An 18487-nucleotide genomic window follows, 5' to 3' on the forward strand; every position below is an offset into this window, starting at 1 on the left:
CCAGTTTTTTCTCTTTATAACCCAGAAACAATGTTCCACTCCAATGTTCCATTGTAAACACCTGTTTGATTTCCTGGCTGTTGTCTAATAAACAGACCTTCCTTATTTGCTGCTAGCCAAGATAAATTAATCTCCCCAGCTCTCAATTCTTCGCGCTCGTAGACCCCTTGGCCAGAGCCGTTTAATTTTAATAAGCCCTTGTCTTTTCTTTTAAAATAGACCGCCCCAACTAAAGGACTTTCCCCTACTTTAAAATCACTGGCTATTCTTAAATTCAAGCGCCAGTCTCCTTGAAGCTCGTCGACAATTTTAATGTGAGTGTCTGTTGTTGGATAAATATCTTTAGAGCCTAAAGTGATCAAAGGTTGGTTGCCAAAGTCCAAGGCTTCTGTCCCTTCAATAAGCCCCAGCACCCCAGGGCGATATATGTAACTTACTTCAATTGTTCGGTCTTCTTTTCCGGTGTTTCCATGAGCCTCACCAATTAAAGTCGTGAAATAGTAATTTAATTCTTGGGCTTCTTCTAACCGATCATCGGTTTGATAATAAGTATTATATTCAAGCTTGATTTCAGTCGATGGTAATAGCTCACTCTCATCCTCTTTTAAATAATGAGTAATTATGGTAACTACGCCTTTTTTGTAATAATATTTAACGAGAACATCTTCATTAGGAATAACCCCACTGACTTGCCCACTTGTTTGACTTTCGTCTAAAGTCAAGCCAAGACTTGTGTAGTCATTTGGCTCAGTCATATACTCATGCCCTGGCGTTCCAAGAAAGCTCGTTTCAGATAACTTATTGCCACTAGGTCCATAATGTTCTGTTTTAATTGTTACGGTTTCAAAAATAGTAACTTCTGTCGTAAAAATATCCGAGGTTACCCCTGTAGTGTCAACAGCTTTAAACGAAATACTATCACCATTTAATTTAAAGTCAGTCGCCGCTAATTCTAAATTAAAATCAAACCATTTTTCTCTTTCTTCCTCTGAGTCTTGGCGTTCATCTTTTTTAAATTCAATCCAGCCATTTTTTTCTTGGCTACCAATTTGATAATACAAAGTCACATTTAGACTATCGTAATCCCGCCACTGACCATTAAATGCTAAAGTGTTGTCTTTATGAACTGACTGATTTAACGATTCTTCCATTAATTTTATTTCTGGCTTATAAATCGGTAAGACGTTAACGTCATAAGACATAATCGCTTTTTCACCAACTTCCGGGGGTTGACGAGGGTTCCATTTTTGAACGTACTGGGTATCGTATCCCTCATCGGTCCCTGAAAGAGGGGGACGTATCCCACTTGCTGGCCAGACACGTTCATCTAAAGGGATTGTTTGGCTTTCATTACCAAAGCCATCTGGCCTTTGCTGAAAAGCACCGTTAGTTTTACTAAAAATCGAATTAAAGGATTGCCCTTCATAATTATCTGCTCCTCCTTGGCTTTGTTTCAATCGAGGGAAGGCTACGCGAAACAAGTCTAATTTATTGGCAATATAAACACCTTTGTTCGTTCCTAATGAGAAAATCGGGACATTATCAATGGTGTTTAACATTGTATCTTCTCCAATCATAGCACCAAATGTTTTTCTTGGAAATTTATTTTCCGCTCCAAGTCGCCAGCCAGTATTTTTTACTTCATTAACAATTCTAATACCGCCATCATCTGTAGGAACCAACGTTTTAATTTGTTGGAAATAAAAATCCAAATTATTTATTCCTTGATTAATAGCCGTTCGTGCTTGTATCGCAAACCTACCTGTTTTACCAAGTTCTTGAATATAAAGTTCTTTAACTGTTCGATACGATACTGGTTGCCCTCCTTGAGGCAACTCAAAGGCATTAGCTGGATCTTGTGAAATGTCATGGGTCATTCCAGGTAACTTCATATCGGTAATCGGAACCATCGTATACGTTGTATTTGTCCCTTGGTAATAGTTATAAGTATACTTAACAGTATTTTTCTTTTCTTTATCTTTGAATTTTTTAGTATTCTCAACAACAAATACGAGATTTCGTAACTGTTTAGACTTATCCGTTAAAAATTCACCCGTCTCCCCGTTAACGCCACCAAATCTAATATGTCCAACTAAGGTGCCAGTTTCAAAACCTTCAACTTCAATCGGAAAAGTTGTAATTGATTTCCCAGTATTGCTAAGGGAGATTGGATCCCAATTATCATCCGATAACTCAAACTCATTTGCCATCATTGTCTGACCTGGCCAGATTGTTTCAATTTGGCTCCGATTATCGAGGATTTCCGGATCATTTTTTAGTGGGTTGCTTACTTTTTCCTCAACAACATTTATATCAGAATTACTGACTGGAGAATCTCCTTCAGTTGCTTTGATTTTAAATGTCGGCATAGTTAAAATTTGAACTATTCCTAATAAACAGATTAGGCTTAGTGTAATCTTTAATCTTTTATTTGACATGCTGTCACGAACCTTTCTTAAAACAAACAACTTTAATCACTAAATTCAATTGATTAAAGATCGTTTCCTCTCTCAATAAATAATAATATAAATCCAACCTTTATTACAGTCAGTATTTTCACTTAGCTCTGGTAAAAAAAGAGACTTTGCTGACATTAGTCAGCAAAGTCTCTCATTTTTTAATTAATATTATATGCTTCAAAATAGATTTTTTTCATGTAATCTAATAAATACTGAGGATTTAAGTTTTCGCCAGTGGCATCCATAATTAAGCGATTCGGTTTCCGAGAGCTACCGTATTGGTGAATATGCTCAGTTGACCACTCACGAATTTTAGAATAATCTTCTGAACCTAAGATTTCTTCCACGTCTAAGTCTTTTGCCATTGCATGATGCAATTGAGCGGCATACATGTAACCTAAAGCGTAAGATGGGAAGTAACCAAAGCTGGCACCTGACCAATGAACATCTTGTAAAATACCTTCAAGATCATTTTCCGGACGAACTCCTAGATACTCTTCGTATTTAGCATTCCAGATTGCTGGTAAATCAGCTAACTTCGCTTCACCGTTAAAAATCATTTTTTCGATTTCGTAGCGAATAATAATATGTAACGGGTAAGTTAAAGAGTCAGCTTCAATTCTGACTAAACTAGCTTTGGTTTGTTTTAAGCCTTTGTAGAATGTCTCAAAATCAACATCAGCAAACGTCTCACCAGTGATTTTTTGCAAAGTGCCGTATTGTTTTTGCCAAAATGACTTACTACTACCAACAATGATCTCATTGAATAGGGATTGTGATTCATGGATTCCCATGGAAACTCCACCTGCTAAAGGTGTGTAGTCAAATTTAGCGTCGACGTTTTGCTCATACATTCCGTGGCCAGCTTCATGAATTACGCCAAAAGTCGCCATAGCGAAATCATTTTCAGCCCAACGTGTCGTAATACGAGCGTCGTTCCGATTTAAGTTCAACATAAAGGGGTGAACGGTATCGTCTAAACGGCCCCGAGAAAAATCATACCCTAATTCAGTGACCACTTGAGTGACAAATTCTCGTTGTTGTTCTTTCGAGACAAAACGATTTAAAAAGTCAGTCTGAGGTTCTGTGCCTTTTTCAGCAATTTCCGCTCTCAGAGCCATAATCCCATCACGAACTTGACTAAAGACTTCATCAATAATTTCAACAGTCATTCCCGGTTCGTATTGATTTAGTAACACATCATAGGGAGTTTTTTCATCTTTTTGCCACAAGGGAATGAATTCTTTAGTGAATTCAATCAGCTCGCCTAATGATTTTTCAAAGAGGCTGAAATCTTTCGCTTCACGGGCAGCTACCCAAGCACTATGGGCCATTGATTGTACTTTACTGAAAGCTTGATAACGCTCTGCCGGAATGTTTTTATTTAAGTCGTAGCCTTCTTTCGTTTCAGCAAAAACGGCTGCTCCAAATTCAGACAATTCACTTGGATTCTCTGTAAAATAAGTCATAAAATCCGTCATTTTTTGGCCAGTCATCATTTCAAAGGCTTTACCACTTAAATAACTAGAGACTTCTGCTCGGTGTTCGTTGCCTTTAGCCGGCATTCCTGTTTGGCTATCCCACTCCAACAGTCCTACTGACTCACTAATTAGGGCTATTTCTTTCAAATAAGCTAAAAATTCTTGTTCTTTAGTCATAGACATCTAATCCCTACCTTCATTTTTTATAAAATTATTTTCCTTCTTCAACTCGTGGAGCACGGGGAGGTCTTGTTCCCCAATATTGGAAATAATCCGTTCTTAAGGCACCGTTATAAAGTTTACGTTTTTTCGTCGCCCGAGCCCGGTAATGAGTTTCAAATTCTAAATCACTCGTTAAAATGTATTTACTCCATGTTTTCAAGGGGCGATAAGTCTCACCCATCTCACGGTAAAGTTGTTTAACCGCTTCTTCTTCACCAATTCGTTCGCCATAAGGTGGGTTAGCGATGATCACACCGTATTCTTTTTCCGTTGTGAAGTCGGCTAAGTTTAATTGTCTAAAGTCAATCGCATCACCTAAACCAACTGCTTCGGCATTCCGTTTCGCAATTTCAATGACCCGAGGGTTAATATCTGTTCCTAAAATATCAAGTTTAACGTCATAATCAGCTTTTGTTTCAGCTTCATCACGGACTTTTTGGAAGACATTCGCATCAAACCAATCCCATGATTCACAAGCAAACTCCCGATTAAAGCCAGGAGCAATATTGTGACCAATCATCGCTGCTTCAATACAGATTGTCCCTGACCCACACACTGGATCGTATAACGGTCGGTCTTTACGCCAGTTAGTTAAGATAACTAAGGCAGCTGCCATGTTTTCTTTTAGTGGCGCCCCACCTTTTTCTAAACGGTAACCACGTTTGAATAAACTTGGTCCAGTTGTATCAAGGGTAATTGTGACTTGGTCTTTCAATAAAGCCACTTCTAAGGCAAATTGAGCACCTGTTTCAGGTAAACGGCCATAACGAGAGTAAGTCTCGCTTAAACGGCTAACAATCGCTTTTTTAGTAATAGCTTGGCAATCAGACACACTGAAGAGGGTCGATTTAATTGATTTACCGGCTACAGGAAATTCCGCATCCATTGGTAAAATATCTTCCCAAGGTAAGGCTTTCGTTTTTTCGAATAATTCGTCGAAAGTCACAGCTGTAAATTCACCGACAATAATTTTTACCCGGTCAGCTGTTCGTAACCAAAGATTAGCTGTAGCGATTGTTTCCATGTCACCATGAAAAATCGCTTTGCCGTTCTCGACTTCACATTCGATTCCTAAGTCCCGTAATTCTTTACCGACTAAGGCTTCCATCCCACTTGCCGCTGTTGCTAATAATTTAAATTGTTTCATAATTTATAAGACCCCTTTCTAGGGTTATTGTTACGTTTAAAGTTATTTAAAAAGTGTTTTTGGAACATCTACTCTCTTTGTTCGTAGTGTTTCATTTACGAAGGAGACAACACATTTTTCGTTGCACTCAAAATCTCTTGTGCTTTTCAACATCTACTCTCTTTGTTCGTAGTGTTTCAAAGCAAAAAATCCTCCCACAATTTGTCGGAAGGAATATCCCTGATAAGTTGTAGTTTTCTATAAGCCATGTTCTGTATTGATGTTTCTCAGGTAAAAAACATCAACGATAATCATCTGTCTACAGATTAATCTGTCTCTTTTCTTCGTTCATTATTCCTTGAAAAAAGTGCCCCGACCTTAGTTTGGGTTGCTCGCTCGAGGGGTTTACCGCGTTCCACCAATTTCATTTCTAAAATTGCTTCGTCACTGTGGCACTTTCAAGCTTACTCCAGCATAGTCCGAAGACCTTAGCTGTTTTGGCTGCCGTTATCCTATAAAATAGAATACCTTAGCTTATGGTTTCACTAAGCACGAACACTACAAGCATCGCAGCTTGTGCGAGCATGGACTTTCCTCAGCCTAGTATAAATACTAAACCGCAATTATCCGAAAACTACAAAAATCATTAAATTTTAAATTAAAACTGTTTTGTATTACCTAAATCTTCATCATCTAAATCTAGTTTGCTTCCAAAAACGGTTTTTTCTAAGTTAGAAATTCGTTTTAAAATATCGAAATTCGTGACTGCCGTTGTTTTTGGCGTTTCTTGCTTAATTCTTGATAACGTTGCTTGACTCTTTGTCAATTGATCAACTTTAGCAATTAAACGTTGATTTTCTTCTTTAAGCGCTAAGATTTCTCGGCCAAAGCTTTCGTAATCTTTGATAACACCATCTAAAAATTCATCAACTTCTAATGGATCATAGCCACGCATTTTTGTTTTAAATTCTTTTTGTAAAATTTCTTTTGCCTCATAATTTAGTCTTGCCATTTTTAAGCACCTCATCTATTTCAATTCATAGTTTTGACATTTTAATCAATTCTCTTTTCTATTGTAACTAAAATAGTCATGAAAATCAAACACTACCGCTAATATATTTCATAATTCTGTAAATCGTCCATTGTTATCGTATCAATTTCATACTCATTACCTTCTTGAAAGCGCCGACTGTCTTTTAAAAAGAACATCGTTTTACCTTCAAATTCCTCGTCATACAATAACAAACAGCCATCGGTATGGTTTAAGATAAATTGGGTGTGATTTTTTAATTGACTAGGGTTACTATAAGGCATATGGGAAGTAGCATTGACATAATCAGCTAACGTTTTCATTGAAATCAAGGATTGCTGATTCGATTCATTCCAATTAGCGCCAAATTCTTCAAATGGAAAGATTACCGAATACTTTAATTCTGGATAATCAGCTTGTAATTCAACAACAACTTGACTGGCCCAAAACTCAGTTCCTAAATTCCCGCCAATGATGACCCATTCCAAGCCTAATTCAAGATGAGCAATGATTCGATTTTTTAAAACATTTTTAATAATTGTGATTTTAGGGTCTTTATCTTGAAATATCCCTAATTCAAAACTGCGATAACCTGTAATATACATCCTTTTCATAGTATTTAGTGACTTCCCTTTCCATTCTAATTTTTTTTTTGGTATAATGTTGTCTAGGAGTGTGAAGCATGATGAGGATCAACTATCCAAACGGTATGTCTTCTTCTAATAATGGACTGACTTCTAGGAGAAAGCAAGGAAGTAATTTAAAGAATTCGACTTCTTTTGCTAACCGAGGAATGACCTTTGAAGAACATATCAATCAAAGCAATGAGTATTATTTACAACGCAATCTAGCAGTGATTCATAAAAAGCCTACTCCTGTCCAAATCGTAAAAGTAGATTACCCTTCACGAAGTGCCGCTGTTATTAAAGAAGCTTATTTTAGTCAAGCTTCAACAACAGATTACAACGGTGTCTATCGTGGTTACTATATTGATTTTGAAGCAAAAGAAACTAAAAATAAGACTTCATTTCCTTTACGAAATTTTCATGACCACCAAATTAGTCATATGAAAGCTTGTCAAGAACAAGGCGGTTTAGCGTTTGTTTTATTATGGTTTTCTAGTCTAAAACGCTGCTTCTTCTTTAGTATCGACGACTTACTAGCCTATTGGCAAAATCAAGAAACTGATAGAAAATCTATCCCTTTAGAGGACATTAGTACTAAAGGCATTGAAATTTCTTTAGGTGTCGCACCAATTGTTCCATATCTCAACGCTTTAAATGACTTTATAATAAAGGAGACTCAAACTAATGGACACTCAAAACCAAGGGCCTAATCAAACTTCCACTGAGGAAACAATTGCTTCAAGAGCCCAGAACATCCATAAAAAACCAAAAAAGAGCAAAAAGAAAATTCTGCTTTATTTCTTTCTAGGATTACTCTTTCTGACACTTTTAGGCGGTTTAACTGTTGCTGGGGTTGTTTATTCAATTGCTAAAGATGCCCCTGAATTAAAAATCGAAAAACTCGGGGATACCCTTTCTTCTAACTTTTTCGATATCAAAAAAGAAAAATTTTATGAGCTAGGGGAAAAGAAACGTGAAACTGTCGATGTTGATGAAGTTCCGGCTATTTTAAAAGAAGCTATCATCTCAATTGAAGACAAACGTTTTGAAGAGCATATCGGTGTCGACCCGATTCGGATCGTCGGAGCCGCCCTTTCTAACTTGAAAGGAAATGATCGCCAAGGTGGTAGTACTTTAACCCAGCAGTTAATCAAATTATCTTTCTTCTCTACTGACGTTAAAGACCAAAACTACAAACGGAAAATTCAAGAAGCTTGGTTATCGATTCAACTTGAAAAAATCAAAACTAAAGATGAAGTCTTAAACTTCTATATTAATAAAGTTTACATGTCTACTGGCTTTTACGGGATGGAAACTGCTTCAAAAGGTTATTTCGGCAAAGAACTCAAAGATTTATCAATTGCCCAAGTTGCCCTTCTAGCAGGTATTCCCCAAGCACCAGCAGACTACGATCCGATTTTACATCCCGAAGCAGCTAAAAAAAGACGAGATACAGTCTTATCGGAAATGTATAAAGACAAAAAAATCACTCAAAGTGAATACGATTTAGCCTTTAATGAACCGATTGAAAAAGACTTAATTAAAGATCAAGGCTTGTCAAAAGAAGCTAAAATTATTGATAACTACGTTCGTGAAGTCATTGAAGAAGTCAAACGGAAAACTTCCCGAGATATTTATTCTGAAGGCTTAGACATTTATACAAACTTAGACTTAGACGCTCAAAAATACATTTATAACGTTTTAAACACTGACGAATATATTGACTACCCCGACTATGAAGGGGTCAAAGAAGTTGCTGGTAAAGAAGGCTTACAAGATGAAAACTTCCAAGCAGCTATCACTGTTATGGACCCTAACACTGGGAAAATAACGGCTCAAATCGGCGGTCGTAAAGTGCCAGACGATGTGCAACTTGGTGGTAACTTAGCTGTTTCGGCTAAACGTGACTTTGGTTCCACAGTTAAACCGATTACCGACTATGCCCCAGCTTTTGAGTACTTAAACTATTCAACGGCTCGGATTGTCTCAGATACGCCTTATAAATACCCAGGTACTGAAGATCAGATTTTAAACTACGACCGTCAGTTCCGAGGCAACATCACTTTAAGAGAAGCTTTAGTTGACTCCCGCAATGTGCCGGCTGTCAAAACCTTAGATGAAGTTGGCTTGAAAGATGCTCAGAAGTTCTTAAAAGGTCTTGGCATTACTTATGATGAATTTTATTTATCTAATGCCATCAAAGGGGACCCTTCCTCATTACAAATGGCGGCAGCTTATAGTCCTTTTGCTAATGGTGGAACGTATTATGAACCTTATTACGTCAATAAAATTGTTATGCCTGATGGAACGGAAGAAAACTACAAACCGACTGGTAAACGTGCGATGAAAGAGTCAACAGCCTTTATGGTAACTGACGTCTTAAAAGATGTTATTTTAAGAGGGACTGGGATGAATGCCCAAATTCCAAACTTAATTCAAGCAGGTAAGACAGGCACCTCAAACTACGATGATAAATCCTTAGAAAAAGTTAAATTCGATACGTATGCTGGTGTACCAGATATTAGTTTTGTTGGTTACACCCCTAATTACGTCGTTTCGATTTGGACTGGCTATGAAGATTACTTCTACCCAATTATGTTAGAAGATCAACAAATTGCTAGCACATTGTACAAATACATTATGTCTTACTTATCACAAGACCTCGATTCTAAAGATTGGGAAATGCCAGAAGATGTCATTCGCATCGGCTCAGAATTGTACGTCAAAGATCATACAACTGATCAATACACTTGGATTCCTTCCTCAAGTACTTGGCAGTCAGAAACTTATAACAGTACGAAACAATCAACAGCCACTTCTAGTAGTCAACCACCTGAAACTAGTGCGACGAAAGAAGAACCGGTAGCGACTTCAACACCGCCGACAATCGCTCCGCCTGAACCTTCGGCTACCCAAGATCCAGAACCACCTGCTTCTACTAGTGAACAACCACCTGAACCGCCAGAATCAATTGCGCCACCGGAATCAGGGGAATAAAAATAAACGTCTGAGACTAAGTAACAATCGTCTCACACGTTTATTTTATTTTTTTATTTTTAGACGGGTCTTGCCTTCTTGGCATAAATTTAATAAGGGGCAGACATCACATTTCGGATTACGGGCTAAACAATGGTAACGACCGAAAAAAATCATCCGGTGATGGGTTTTCGTCCACATGTCTTTAGGAATTTTCCGCATTAACGCTTTTTCAACTTCTAAAACAGTTGCAGATTGTTTAACGATTCGCAAGCGTTTAGAGACCCGCTCCACATGGGTATCAACAGCAATCGAAGGCACACCAAAGGCTTCTCCTAGGACAACGTTGGCGGTTTTGCGACCTACGCCAGGTAACTCGACTAATTCTTCCATCGTTTGCGGAACTTCCCCACCGAACTTCTCAATTAACATCTCCGAACAAGCTTTAATATTTTTGGCTTTGTTCCGGTACAAGCCAATCGTTTTAATGGCATCCATAATATCCGCTAACGGGGCTTGGACGAAGGCTTCAGGAGTTGGGTATTTTTCAAACAACCCTGGCGTAACTTTATTGACTGACACATCTGTCGCTTGGGCACTTAAAGACACCGCAATCACTAGTTCAAAAGGATTGCGGTAAGTTAACTCACAGTGAGCTTCTGGAAACATCTCTGCCATAACGTTAACTACTTCTAAAGTTGTTTCTTTCGATAACATTTAATTAAATTACCTCACTTCTCTTTAATCATTGTCAGGATTCAGCCAATTATACAATGGGACTTTAGGCAAATCTTCTTTTGACATCTCACTTTGACGAGGGGCTTGATTAGCCAGCTCAGTCTTACGCTTTTGTTGTTGTTGTTGAATTTGAACAGGGGATTTTAAGTTTTTCCGTTCCCAACTCAATAAAATGCGATCAACGTATTTCAAGTTATAGACTTGATTTAAGACTGACTCTCTTAAAGCTAGGCGAATAATTTCTAACTCATACTTATCTTCAACGATCCACATTTTGATCGTTTCAAGTTCCATCGGTGACAAAGGTCTGCCAAACTCTTTTTCAAACATTTGAAACAGTTCTTGAATGCCTAACTCATGCTCGACTACCGCTTCTTTTTTGATCTTGCTTTGTAACAATTGTTGAATTTTAACGTAAATTGGCGATAGATCATAAGAATCACCGGTCCGTCCTTGAGGATCTTGGATTCGTTTAATTTGCATAAACCCTTTTCCTAGTAGGTTTTCCATGACTGTAAAAATATCATCATTAGAAATACCCATCCGCTGGCTAATTTCTTGTAAATCCGGGAAGCTATTCCCCTCCTGTTGGTAATGTAACAATTGCAAATACAGTAAAAACTCTTGATTCGTCATTCCTAATTTGTTGTAATAAGTCATTAACAAATTGGAGATTGTCGTCGTTCCCGCGTTTAAATAGTCCTCTAAATCCATCATCTAGGTCACTCTCTCTTTTCAAATACTCTTTTCCTAATCATAGGACTTCTTTTTAATTATACCAAGTTTATCCGTAGATTGTTACCTTTAAGGCGCAAGTCACCTTTTCAAAAAAACAAACTACGACTAAGCGTAGTTTGTTTTTAGTTTTTTATGATACGTCACCCATTCAATTAATAATTTTAAACTAATTGAAATAACGACCATGACTATCAAGAATGGCCAATTTTCGCCGACAAATAAATCAATTTCTAATAAGTGATGGAACAACATAGCTGCCACATACGTTCCTAAGGCTGTTGTGACAATTAAAAAGCCTCTTAGCAGATTTAATGGTAAACAAGCTTTAATAACTGCCATAACACTCACTGCAATTAATAAGTAGTACATCAAGGTCGTCGTCGCCATTGGTGTTAAGTCGTTATGTTGCCCATAGAAATAAACAGCGACAATGTTCATGATAACTAGTAAGGCGTTAGGCAAAGCATTGCCTAATACTGTTGGTAAAAATTTCCCCTTAACTTTTCGTTGATCTTTTTCAAAGGATAAGAAGAAAGCTGGATAGCCTTCTATCGCTAAATCTAATAGCGTAATTTGAATTGGAATAAACGGAAAGGCTAAAGCGGTAATTGCACAAATGATTGATAGGATCAACGAGTAGATCGTTTTAATAAAAAAGACACTGGCAACTTTCGTAACATTATTAACAACTCGTCGACCTTCAAACAAGACATCTGGCAAGCTCGTAAAATCTGAATCTAATAAAACTAAATTAGCGATTTGGCGGGTGGCACTGTCACCTTCTGCCATCGCAATACTACAATCGGCTTCTCGTAAGGCTAAGATATCATTAACGCCATCACCAGTCATAGCGACGACATGCTCTTCCGCCTTCAATTGATTCACTAATACCCGCTTTTGTTGAGGTGAGACACGACCAAAGACAGCGTACTGACTAACGAGTTTTCTAACTTCCGCTTCATCAGTATAATGTGATAAATCCACATAAGCTTGATAGTTAGGCAAACCTGCTCGTCGAGCAATATTTGAGACAGTCAGCGGATTGTCCCCTGAGATAACTTTTAAATCGATGCCTTCAGCATTTAAATAAGCTAACGTTTCAGCAGCATTTTCCCTAATTGGATCATCGATTAGAAAGACAGCCAGTGGCTCAACGTTAGTCAAGGTCACTGCATCTTTGAGCCTTTCTGTCGTTCGACCTAACATTAATACTCGATAGCCTTCTGCTTGTCCTTTTGACACAGCTGCAGGTAAGTCTTCAGCTGGGACGAGCTTTTCTGGGGCCCCTAAAACAACATTGCCGTAAGCTGCCAAAGTCATCCCCGCCCATTTTCGTTCCGAAGAAAAGGCTCTAATATTCGACCCTTGATAATCATTATTTTCTGGATAGAAGTCTCTTAAAGCAGCAATCGTAATATTATTGTCTCCTGAGGCACTTAAATAACTACCCATTAGTTGATTGATATCTTTAGGATGATAGTCATCCATGACAACGACTTCTTGAACTTTCATCTTACCTTGAGTAATTGTGCCGGTTTTATCTAAACACAGAGTATCTACGTGAGCTAAAGTTTCAACTGAGTACATGTCTTGGACTAAAATTCTTTTCTGCGCCAGTTTCGCCACAGCTGTCGCTAAAGCAATACTTATTAAGAGAACTAAACCTTTCGGTAACATCCCTAAAAGGGCTGCGGCGGCTGCGACAACAGCCATTTTCGGTTCACTTTGGCGGATCAACAAGCCTTCTAGTAATAAAATCAAACCTAAGGGTAAAATAATAAAACTAGTAAATTTAGTCACTTTTCGAATGGAATTAACTAGTTCTGATTGAATTGGTTTATGGACTTTAGCTTCTGAGGCAATTTTACTTGCATAGTTCTCTTGCCCAACCCGAATAACTTGGCCGTAACATTGACCACTAACTAAAAAACTTCCAGACAGTAGTTCTGACTCGCCTTCTTTAACAATTAAGTCCGATTCACCTGTCAACATCGCTTCGTTAACTTCAACACTACCTGCCAAAACAAGCATATCACTTTGGACTTGTTCCCCGGCTTGGATTAACACTAAGTCATCTAAGACTAGCTCGGTCCCGAAAATTTTAATTTTTTGACCGTTCCGGATGACTGTCGTTTTTTCTTTTGAGACAATTGATAATTTGGCCACTAAGTTACGGGCGTGAATTTCTTGATAAATCCCAATACTAATATTTAATAAAATAATAACTAAAAAAAACAAGTTAGAATACGCACCAACTAAGGCTAAAGCGACACCAATCAAGACATTTAATAAATTAAATAGTGTCCAGACATTGTCTTTGATAATCTCTTGGGTTGTTTTAGCAACATTCTCTTCATAATTATTGACTTGTTCCTTGACTAGCCGTTCAGCGACTTCCGCTGTTGTCAGCCCACTAGCTGTTTGTTCAAACTCTTTCATATTTACAGGACATCTCCAATTTTGATTTTATTTAAAACGGTAATTTATCAACAAACTGAATGACTTTCAAGTTCCAGCGAACGATCTCCGCGTAGAAAAAATTGCCGCCATTTTGATATAAATGCCCACGGTTGTACTTTAACGCTCGGGGAGTTAAATAACGATATTGTTTGCCTTCTGAGTTTCCTAAAGCTGGGGCTAAAACGTTTTTAGAATAACTTTCAGCTAATTCTACTGAATTTTTGCCACCGTGACTACTCGTATAATTAATATAATTTAGCCCAAAGTTATAAGCTTGAACAGCTGTCCAAACATCTGTTTTTTGGTTCAAAGATTCCTTAATGACTTCTGCTAAATGCTCCACACCTGAATCGATGCTTTCTTTAGAGTTAGTAATTTGATTTGTTTCGCCATACTTGCTTTCACTACTTTGCATTAAATCGATATGGTCACCTTTAGTTTCAGTTAAAATAATCGCTAAGACGACATCTTTATAAGCAACGATGTCATATTCTGTAGTTGCTTCCAAAACATTAGCTTCCCAACGTTTGACTTCAGTGACTTGCTTCTTGACTTGCCATAAGTAATAACTTCCAGCAGCTAATAAGAGACAGAGGACGAATAAAAATAACTTTCTAAAGATATATCTTTTACGTCTTTTCATGTAATAGTTCAAACCTTTCTTTCAAGTGACCTCACTCTAACCTGTCACAATCTTTGTGACCTTGAATGAGTCAGACTAACATCATACTATGAAATTATCATGATTCCTAGTTATTTCCCTCTTTCTTTAACAAATATTAATCGCCAAAAAAGCAGTCAAACTAATCTTAGCTGACTGCTTCTGTTTGCTTATTAATATGACTAATGTTTCATTGGGGATAATTCATTTTGGTAGGCTTGTTTGTCCATCTTCATTAAGAAAGGTAAGTAACCAAAATAACTAATGACAATTGTCAGTAATTGAAAAACAGCCCAGCGCCAACCACCTTGTAAAAAACCGCTTAAAATAATCGGCACCCCTAATGGCACATGAATGCCAGGTAATTTCGGTAACATCCCTGTGATCATTCCTAAATAACCGAGAACTAAAATCACTAACGGGATACCGATAAAAGGAATGGCTAAAGTAAGATTCATAACAATCGGCATTCCAAAAATTAAGGGCTCGTTAATGCCACAAATATTCTGCACAATCGCTAATTTCCCTAAGACTTTGTATTGTTTTGCCTTGGCGCGAAACATCGCTATCGCAAGTCCCAATGTTGCCCCAGAGCCCATGGCTGATGTCATCCCAAACAAGCTCCCTGAAACTAAATGAGGAATCCTTTCACCTGCATTATAAGCAGCTAAATTAGCGTTCCCAATCGGCGCCCAGATGGCTGCAAAGACTGAGTACACAATTAAAGCGCCGTGGACACCAAAGACCCACAAGACTTGAGAAACGATTGTCGCTATTACTAAAGACGTAAAGCTTGTGCCTAATTGGGTCAGTGGGGCTGAAATTAAGCCGAAAATCAACTGATGAAGATGTTCAAATGGGGTCAGCCCTAAACCGTAACGGATCATAATCGCCACAATCGCGACAATGAAACCGGGCACCAAACTTGAGAAAGACTTAGAAATCGTTGGTGGCACTCCTGATGGCATTTTAATAACCCAGCCCTTTGTTACAAATAAAATGTAGACTCGGGCCGCTAATAGAGCAACAATAAAGGAAGTAAATAAGCCTTGGGCACCAAACCAAAAAGTCGGATACGCTTCTATCCTAAAGGCGCCTTCAGGTGATGTGAAAGGGGTAATGATAAAGAAAGCCATTAAACCGATACTCCCAGCTGGCGTTCCGTCTATCTCATAGGCTTCAGCGTACTTAGCAGCAATTAAAAAAACAACGTAAATGGCTAATAAGTTGGTCGTCACTTCGGTCGGAATTGACAAAGCCCTTTTCAAGCCTGAGTCTAGTAAAAACTCTTGATACTTGTCAATCGGGATGCCATTTAAAAGACTTCCTAAGGCTCCCACAATTGTAATTGGCATGGCGCTCATTAACCCGTTCATAATAGCATTGACAATTTTATTTTTTTGAATGGCAGCAGCAAGTTTTTGGACGCGCATCTGAACAGTCGTTAAATCAGCCATTATTCACTCCCCCATGCCCCTTGTGATAAAGAGCCAAACTGTCCGCTAATACTTTTTCACCGTTCATCATGCCATAATCTATTGAGGCAATTACGCCAATTACCAGCTCTTTATCTTGATATTTTGATTTTAAAGCAGCTTCTAAATAACTCACTTGGGGACCAAGTAACAACACATCCAGCTGATTGACTAACTTATCAATTTTTCCTTCGGCAGTTGCAACAATCTCAACGTCAATGTCTTGTGCTTCCACCGCTGCTAGCATCCTCTCAACTAACATACTTGTCGAAAAGCCACCGGCACAAGCTAACATAATTTTTAAAGCCATCTTACTACCTCTTCTTTCAAGTTTATCAAAGTCACTTCCTTTTGCCTGATTAACCTTATCATTCCAATTGGCTCAGTCCTTCATCTCTTTAATAGACTAGCAACATTACTAGGAAGACGTATAACTTTCAGCAAATTTCTTTTATAAAACCAAAACAAGCAATTAGCAAAGGAGGCCAAGTCAATTGTTAATTGCTTGCTTGTCTAATTTCTTAAAAAATGGCAAATAACCAAAATAACTTAAAATAATGCTTAACCCTTGAAAAATCGCCCATTTCCAACCGCCAGCCATGAGACCATTAATAATAATCGGGACACCAAGGGGGACACTAATTCCTGGTAAATAAGGTAATATTCCAGTAACCATACCTAAGTAGCCAGCAATTAAGATGACTAAAGGAATCGTTATAAAAGGAATGGCTAAAGTAAAGTTCATAATTATTGGCAAGCCGAAAATAATCGGTTCATTAATCGCACAGGCATTCGGCACTAAGGCTAACTTCCCTAACATTTTATATTGTTTTGATTTCGACTTTAACATCGCCATCGTTAAACCTAGGGTTGCCCCGGATCCCATGGCGATTGTCATTGCGAATAAACTACCAGTGACTAAATTAGGAATCGCTAAACCAGCGTTATAGGCTGCTAAGTTTTCTGTGCCTAAAGGGGTCCAAATAGCAATAAAGACGGAGTAAGTAACTAAGGCACCGTGAACCCCACATAACCATAAGATTTGGCAAGCTAAAACAGCAATAATTAAGGCCGGAAAGCTCCCCCCTAGGGCTTGTAAAGGAGTAGCGACTAAACCAAAAATCAGCTGATGTAAGTCACCAAAGGCCGTTAAAGATAATAGATAACGTATGACTAAACCTAAGATAGCCACAGTAAATCCTGGAATCATACTTGAAAATGATTTAGTGACTGTTGGTGGCACACCCTCTGGCATTTTAATGACCCAGCCCTTTAAGTTGAAGACAGTATAAATTTTAGCGACGATTAAGGCCACAATAAAAGCAGTAAACAAGCCTTGGGCGCCGAACCAAAAAACAGTGTAAGCTTCAATCGAGTAGGCTCCCTCTGGTGAAACAAAAGGCGTGACAATAAAGAAAGTCATTAAAGCTAATAATCCAGCTGGAATCCCATCAATCTGATGGCTTTCCGCAAATTTAGCTGCAATTAAAAAGACAGCATACAACGCTAATAAATTGGTAGTAATTTCCGTGGGAATAGCTGTAATAACTTTCAGGCCACTGTTAATTAAAAATTGTTGATAGCTTTCAAAAGGCAAACTATTGATTAAACTGCCGATGGCGCCAATAATTGTAATCGGCATTAAACTCATCAAGCCATTAGTAATCGCACTGACGTATTGATTTCCTTGAACAGCCGAGGCGCCTTTATGTAACTTCAGTTGAAATTCTGTCATAGTAGCCATTAGCTATTCCTCCACTTGTAAGCTAGCATTTAAAGCCATAGCGTCATTTAACACTTTTTCACCATTCATCATGCCGTAGTCAATTGACACTATCGTCGAAATGGCTATTTTTTTCCCACGGTACTTTTCTTTTAAACTTGCCTCTAAGTAACCAACTTGAGGTCCGAGTAATAAAATATCCGTACTGTCGATATACTTATCTAGTTTCCCTTCAGCAATTGCCTCAATCTCAACATCAATCATTTGGGCCTTCGCCGCTGTGATCATCCGCTGAACTAACATACTCGTTGAAAAGCCGCCCGCACAAGCTAAAATAATTTTCTTTGTCATCTCACTTACTCCTCTATTTTCTTTTTTAAGTCAGCAACTAATTGATGTAAACGAATTAAGCTTTCCCCTAAGTCACGAACGGTCATTGCGTTCATTACGTGGTCTTGAGCATGGACCATCAATAAGTTTAGTTCGGAACCTTCCCCTCTGATTTCCCCTTGAATCAATTTTGTTTGCACGTCATGAGCCCGATTTAAGGCGGTCTTACCTGAAACCATCAATTCTGTCGCTAAGTCAAACTCTTCCCGACTAGCTGCTTCGACTGCTCTAAGAAAGAAGGAACGACCGTCACCACCATTCATTATTAATGCCATGATTCTTTCTTCTAACTCTGTATTCATTTGTCACCTCCTCCTTCACCGTACTAACTTACTAAAGCAATAGTCGTGCCAACACAGATTACCTAGTTAGACTCGCCTTT

At 38.2% G+C, this 18487-nt stretch carries 16 protein-coding genes and 1 other RNA gene; 2 read left to right on the forward strand and 15 right to left on the reverse strand.

The window, feature by feature from the left end; translation table 11 throughout:
- Positions 1–14 precede the first annotated feature (14 nt).
- The 6 genes from CBF35_RS02105 to CBF35_RS02130 all read right to left on the reverse strand — a co-directional run bounded on the left by CBF35_RS02105 (position 15) and on the right by CBF35_RS02130 (position 6932).
- On the reverse strand, positions 15–2438 hold the full coding sequence (locus CBF35_RS02105) for a MucBP domain-containing protein (RefSeq protein ID WP_126778229.1): 2424 nt from the start codon (positions 2436–2438) through the stop codon (positions 15–17).
- A 179-nt stretch (positions 2439–2617) separates the two neighbouring features.
- Entirely contained in the window at positions 2618–4117 is a 1500-nt protein-coding gene (locus CBF35_RS02110; protein ID WP_126778230.1) for a carboxypeptidase M32, read from the reverse strand.
- A gap of 34 nt (positions 4118–4151) precedes the next feature.
- Positions 4152–5309 carry a THUMP domain-containing class I SAM-dependent RNA methyltransferase gene (locus tag CBF35_RS02115; protein ID WP_126778231.1) on the reverse strand — a complete coding sequence of 386 codons (1158 nt, stop codon included), beginning with the start codon at positions 5307–5309 and terminating at the stop codon, positions 4152–4154.
- A gap of 235 nt (positions 5310–5544) precedes the next feature.
- Positions 5545–5923, reverse strand: an RNA gene (gene rnpB, locus CBF35_RS02120) — RNase P RNA component class B.
- 23 nt (positions 5924–5946) lie between these two features.
- Positions 5947–6300: a cell division regulator GpsB gene (gpsB, locus tag CBF35_RS02125; protein WP_126778232.1), complete on the reverse strand. Its 354-nt coding sequence runs from the start codon at positions 6298–6300 to the stop codon at positions 5947–5949.
- A gap of 98 nt (positions 6301–6398) precedes the next feature.
- Positions 6399–6932 (reverse strand): SLOG family protein, encoded by a 534-nt coding sequence (locus CBF35_RS02130; protein WP_126778233.1) that lies wholly within the window; start codon positions 6930–6932, stop codon positions 6399–6401.
- Between the two features lie 71 nt (positions 6933–7003).
- On the opposite strand from CBF35_RS02130, the gene recU reads away from it, so the two are divergent.
- Both recU and CBF35_RS02140 read left to right on the forward strand, forming a co-directional pair.
- Complete coding sequence (gene recU / locus CBF35_RS02135; protein ID WP_126778328.1) at positions 7004–7654, forward strand: Holliday junction resolvase RecU; 651 nt, start codon at positions 7004–7006, stop codon at positions 7652–7654.
- Positions 7629–9941, forward strand: a complete 2313-nt coding sequence (locus CBF35_RS02140) for a PBP1A family penicillin-binding protein (RefSeq protein WP_126778234.1) — start codon at positions 7629–7631, stop codon at positions 9939–9941. Before recU ends, CBF35_RS02140 begins: the two co-directional genes overlap by 26 nt.
- A gap of 45 nt (positions 9942–9986) precedes the next feature.
- Here the strand turns inward: CBF35_RS02140 and nth are convergent, their stop codons facing one another.
- The 9 genes from nth to CBF35_RS02185 all read right to left on the reverse strand — a co-directional run bounded on the left by nth (position 9987) and on the right by CBF35_RS02185 (position 18407).
- Positions 9987–10637: an endonuclease III gene (gene nth / locus CBF35_RS02145; protein WP_126778235.1), complete on the reverse strand. Its 651-nt coding sequence runs from the start codon at positions 10635–10637 to the stop codon at positions 9987–9989.
- Between the two features lie 24 nt (positions 10638–10661).
- A complete protein-coding gene (locus tag CBF35_RS02150; protein WP_126778236.1) occupies positions 10662–11375 on the reverse strand; it encodes a DnaD domain-containing protein in 714 nt (237 codons plus the stop codon).
- 126 nt (positions 11376–11501) lie between these two features.
- The gene (locus CBF35_RS02155; RefSeq protein ID WP_126778237.1) at positions 11502–13835 is read right to left on the reverse strand and encodes a cation-translocating P-type ATPase; all 2334 of its coding nucleotides are present in this window, start codon (positions 13833–13835) and stop codon (positions 11502–11504) included.
- Between the two features lie 31 nt (positions 13836–13866).
- Positions 13867–14499, reverse strand: a complete 633-nt coding sequence (locus CBF35_RS02160) for a lysozyme family protein (protein ID WP_126778238.1) — start codon at positions 14497–14499, stop codon at positions 13867–13869.
- A gap of 200 nt (positions 14500–14699) precedes the next feature.
- Positions 14700–15974, reverse strand: a complete 1275-nt coding sequence (locus CBF35_RS02165) for a PTS sugar transporter subunit IIC (RefSeq protein WP_126778239.1) — start codon at positions 15972–15974, stop codon at positions 14700–14702.
- Entirely contained in the window at positions 15967–16302 is a 336-nt protein-coding gene (locus CBF35_RS02170) for a PTS sugar transporter subunit IIB (RefSeq protein WP_126778240.1), read from the reverse strand. Before CBF35_RS02170 ends, CBF35_RS02165 begins: the two co-directional genes overlap by 8 nt.
- Before the next feature lie 180 nt (positions 16303–16482).
- Positions 16483–17736: a PTS sugar transporter subunit IIC gene (locus CBF35_RS02175; protein ID WP_126778241.1), complete on the reverse strand. Its 1254-nt coding sequence runs from the start codon at positions 17734–17736 to the stop codon at positions 16483–16485.
- 3 nt (positions 17737–17739) lie between these two features.
- Complete coding sequence (locus tag CBF35_RS02180; protein WP_126778242.1) at positions 17740–18066, reverse strand: PTS sugar transporter subunit IIB; 327 nt, start codon at positions 18064–18066, stop codon at positions 17740–17742.
- 5 nt (positions 18067–18071) lie between these two features.
- Complete coding sequence (locus tag CBF35_RS02185; protein WP_126778243.1) at positions 18072–18407, reverse strand: PTS lactose/cellobiose transporter subunit IIA; 336 nt, start codon at positions 18405–18407, stop codon at positions 18072–18074.
- Positions 18408–18487 lie beyond the last annotated feature (80 nt).

Source organism: Vagococcus salmoninarum (assembly GCF_003987495.1).
Taxonomy (GTDB): domain Bacteria; phylum Bacillota; class Bacilli; order Lactobacillales; family Vagococcaceae; genus Vagococcus_D; species Vagococcus_D salmoninarum.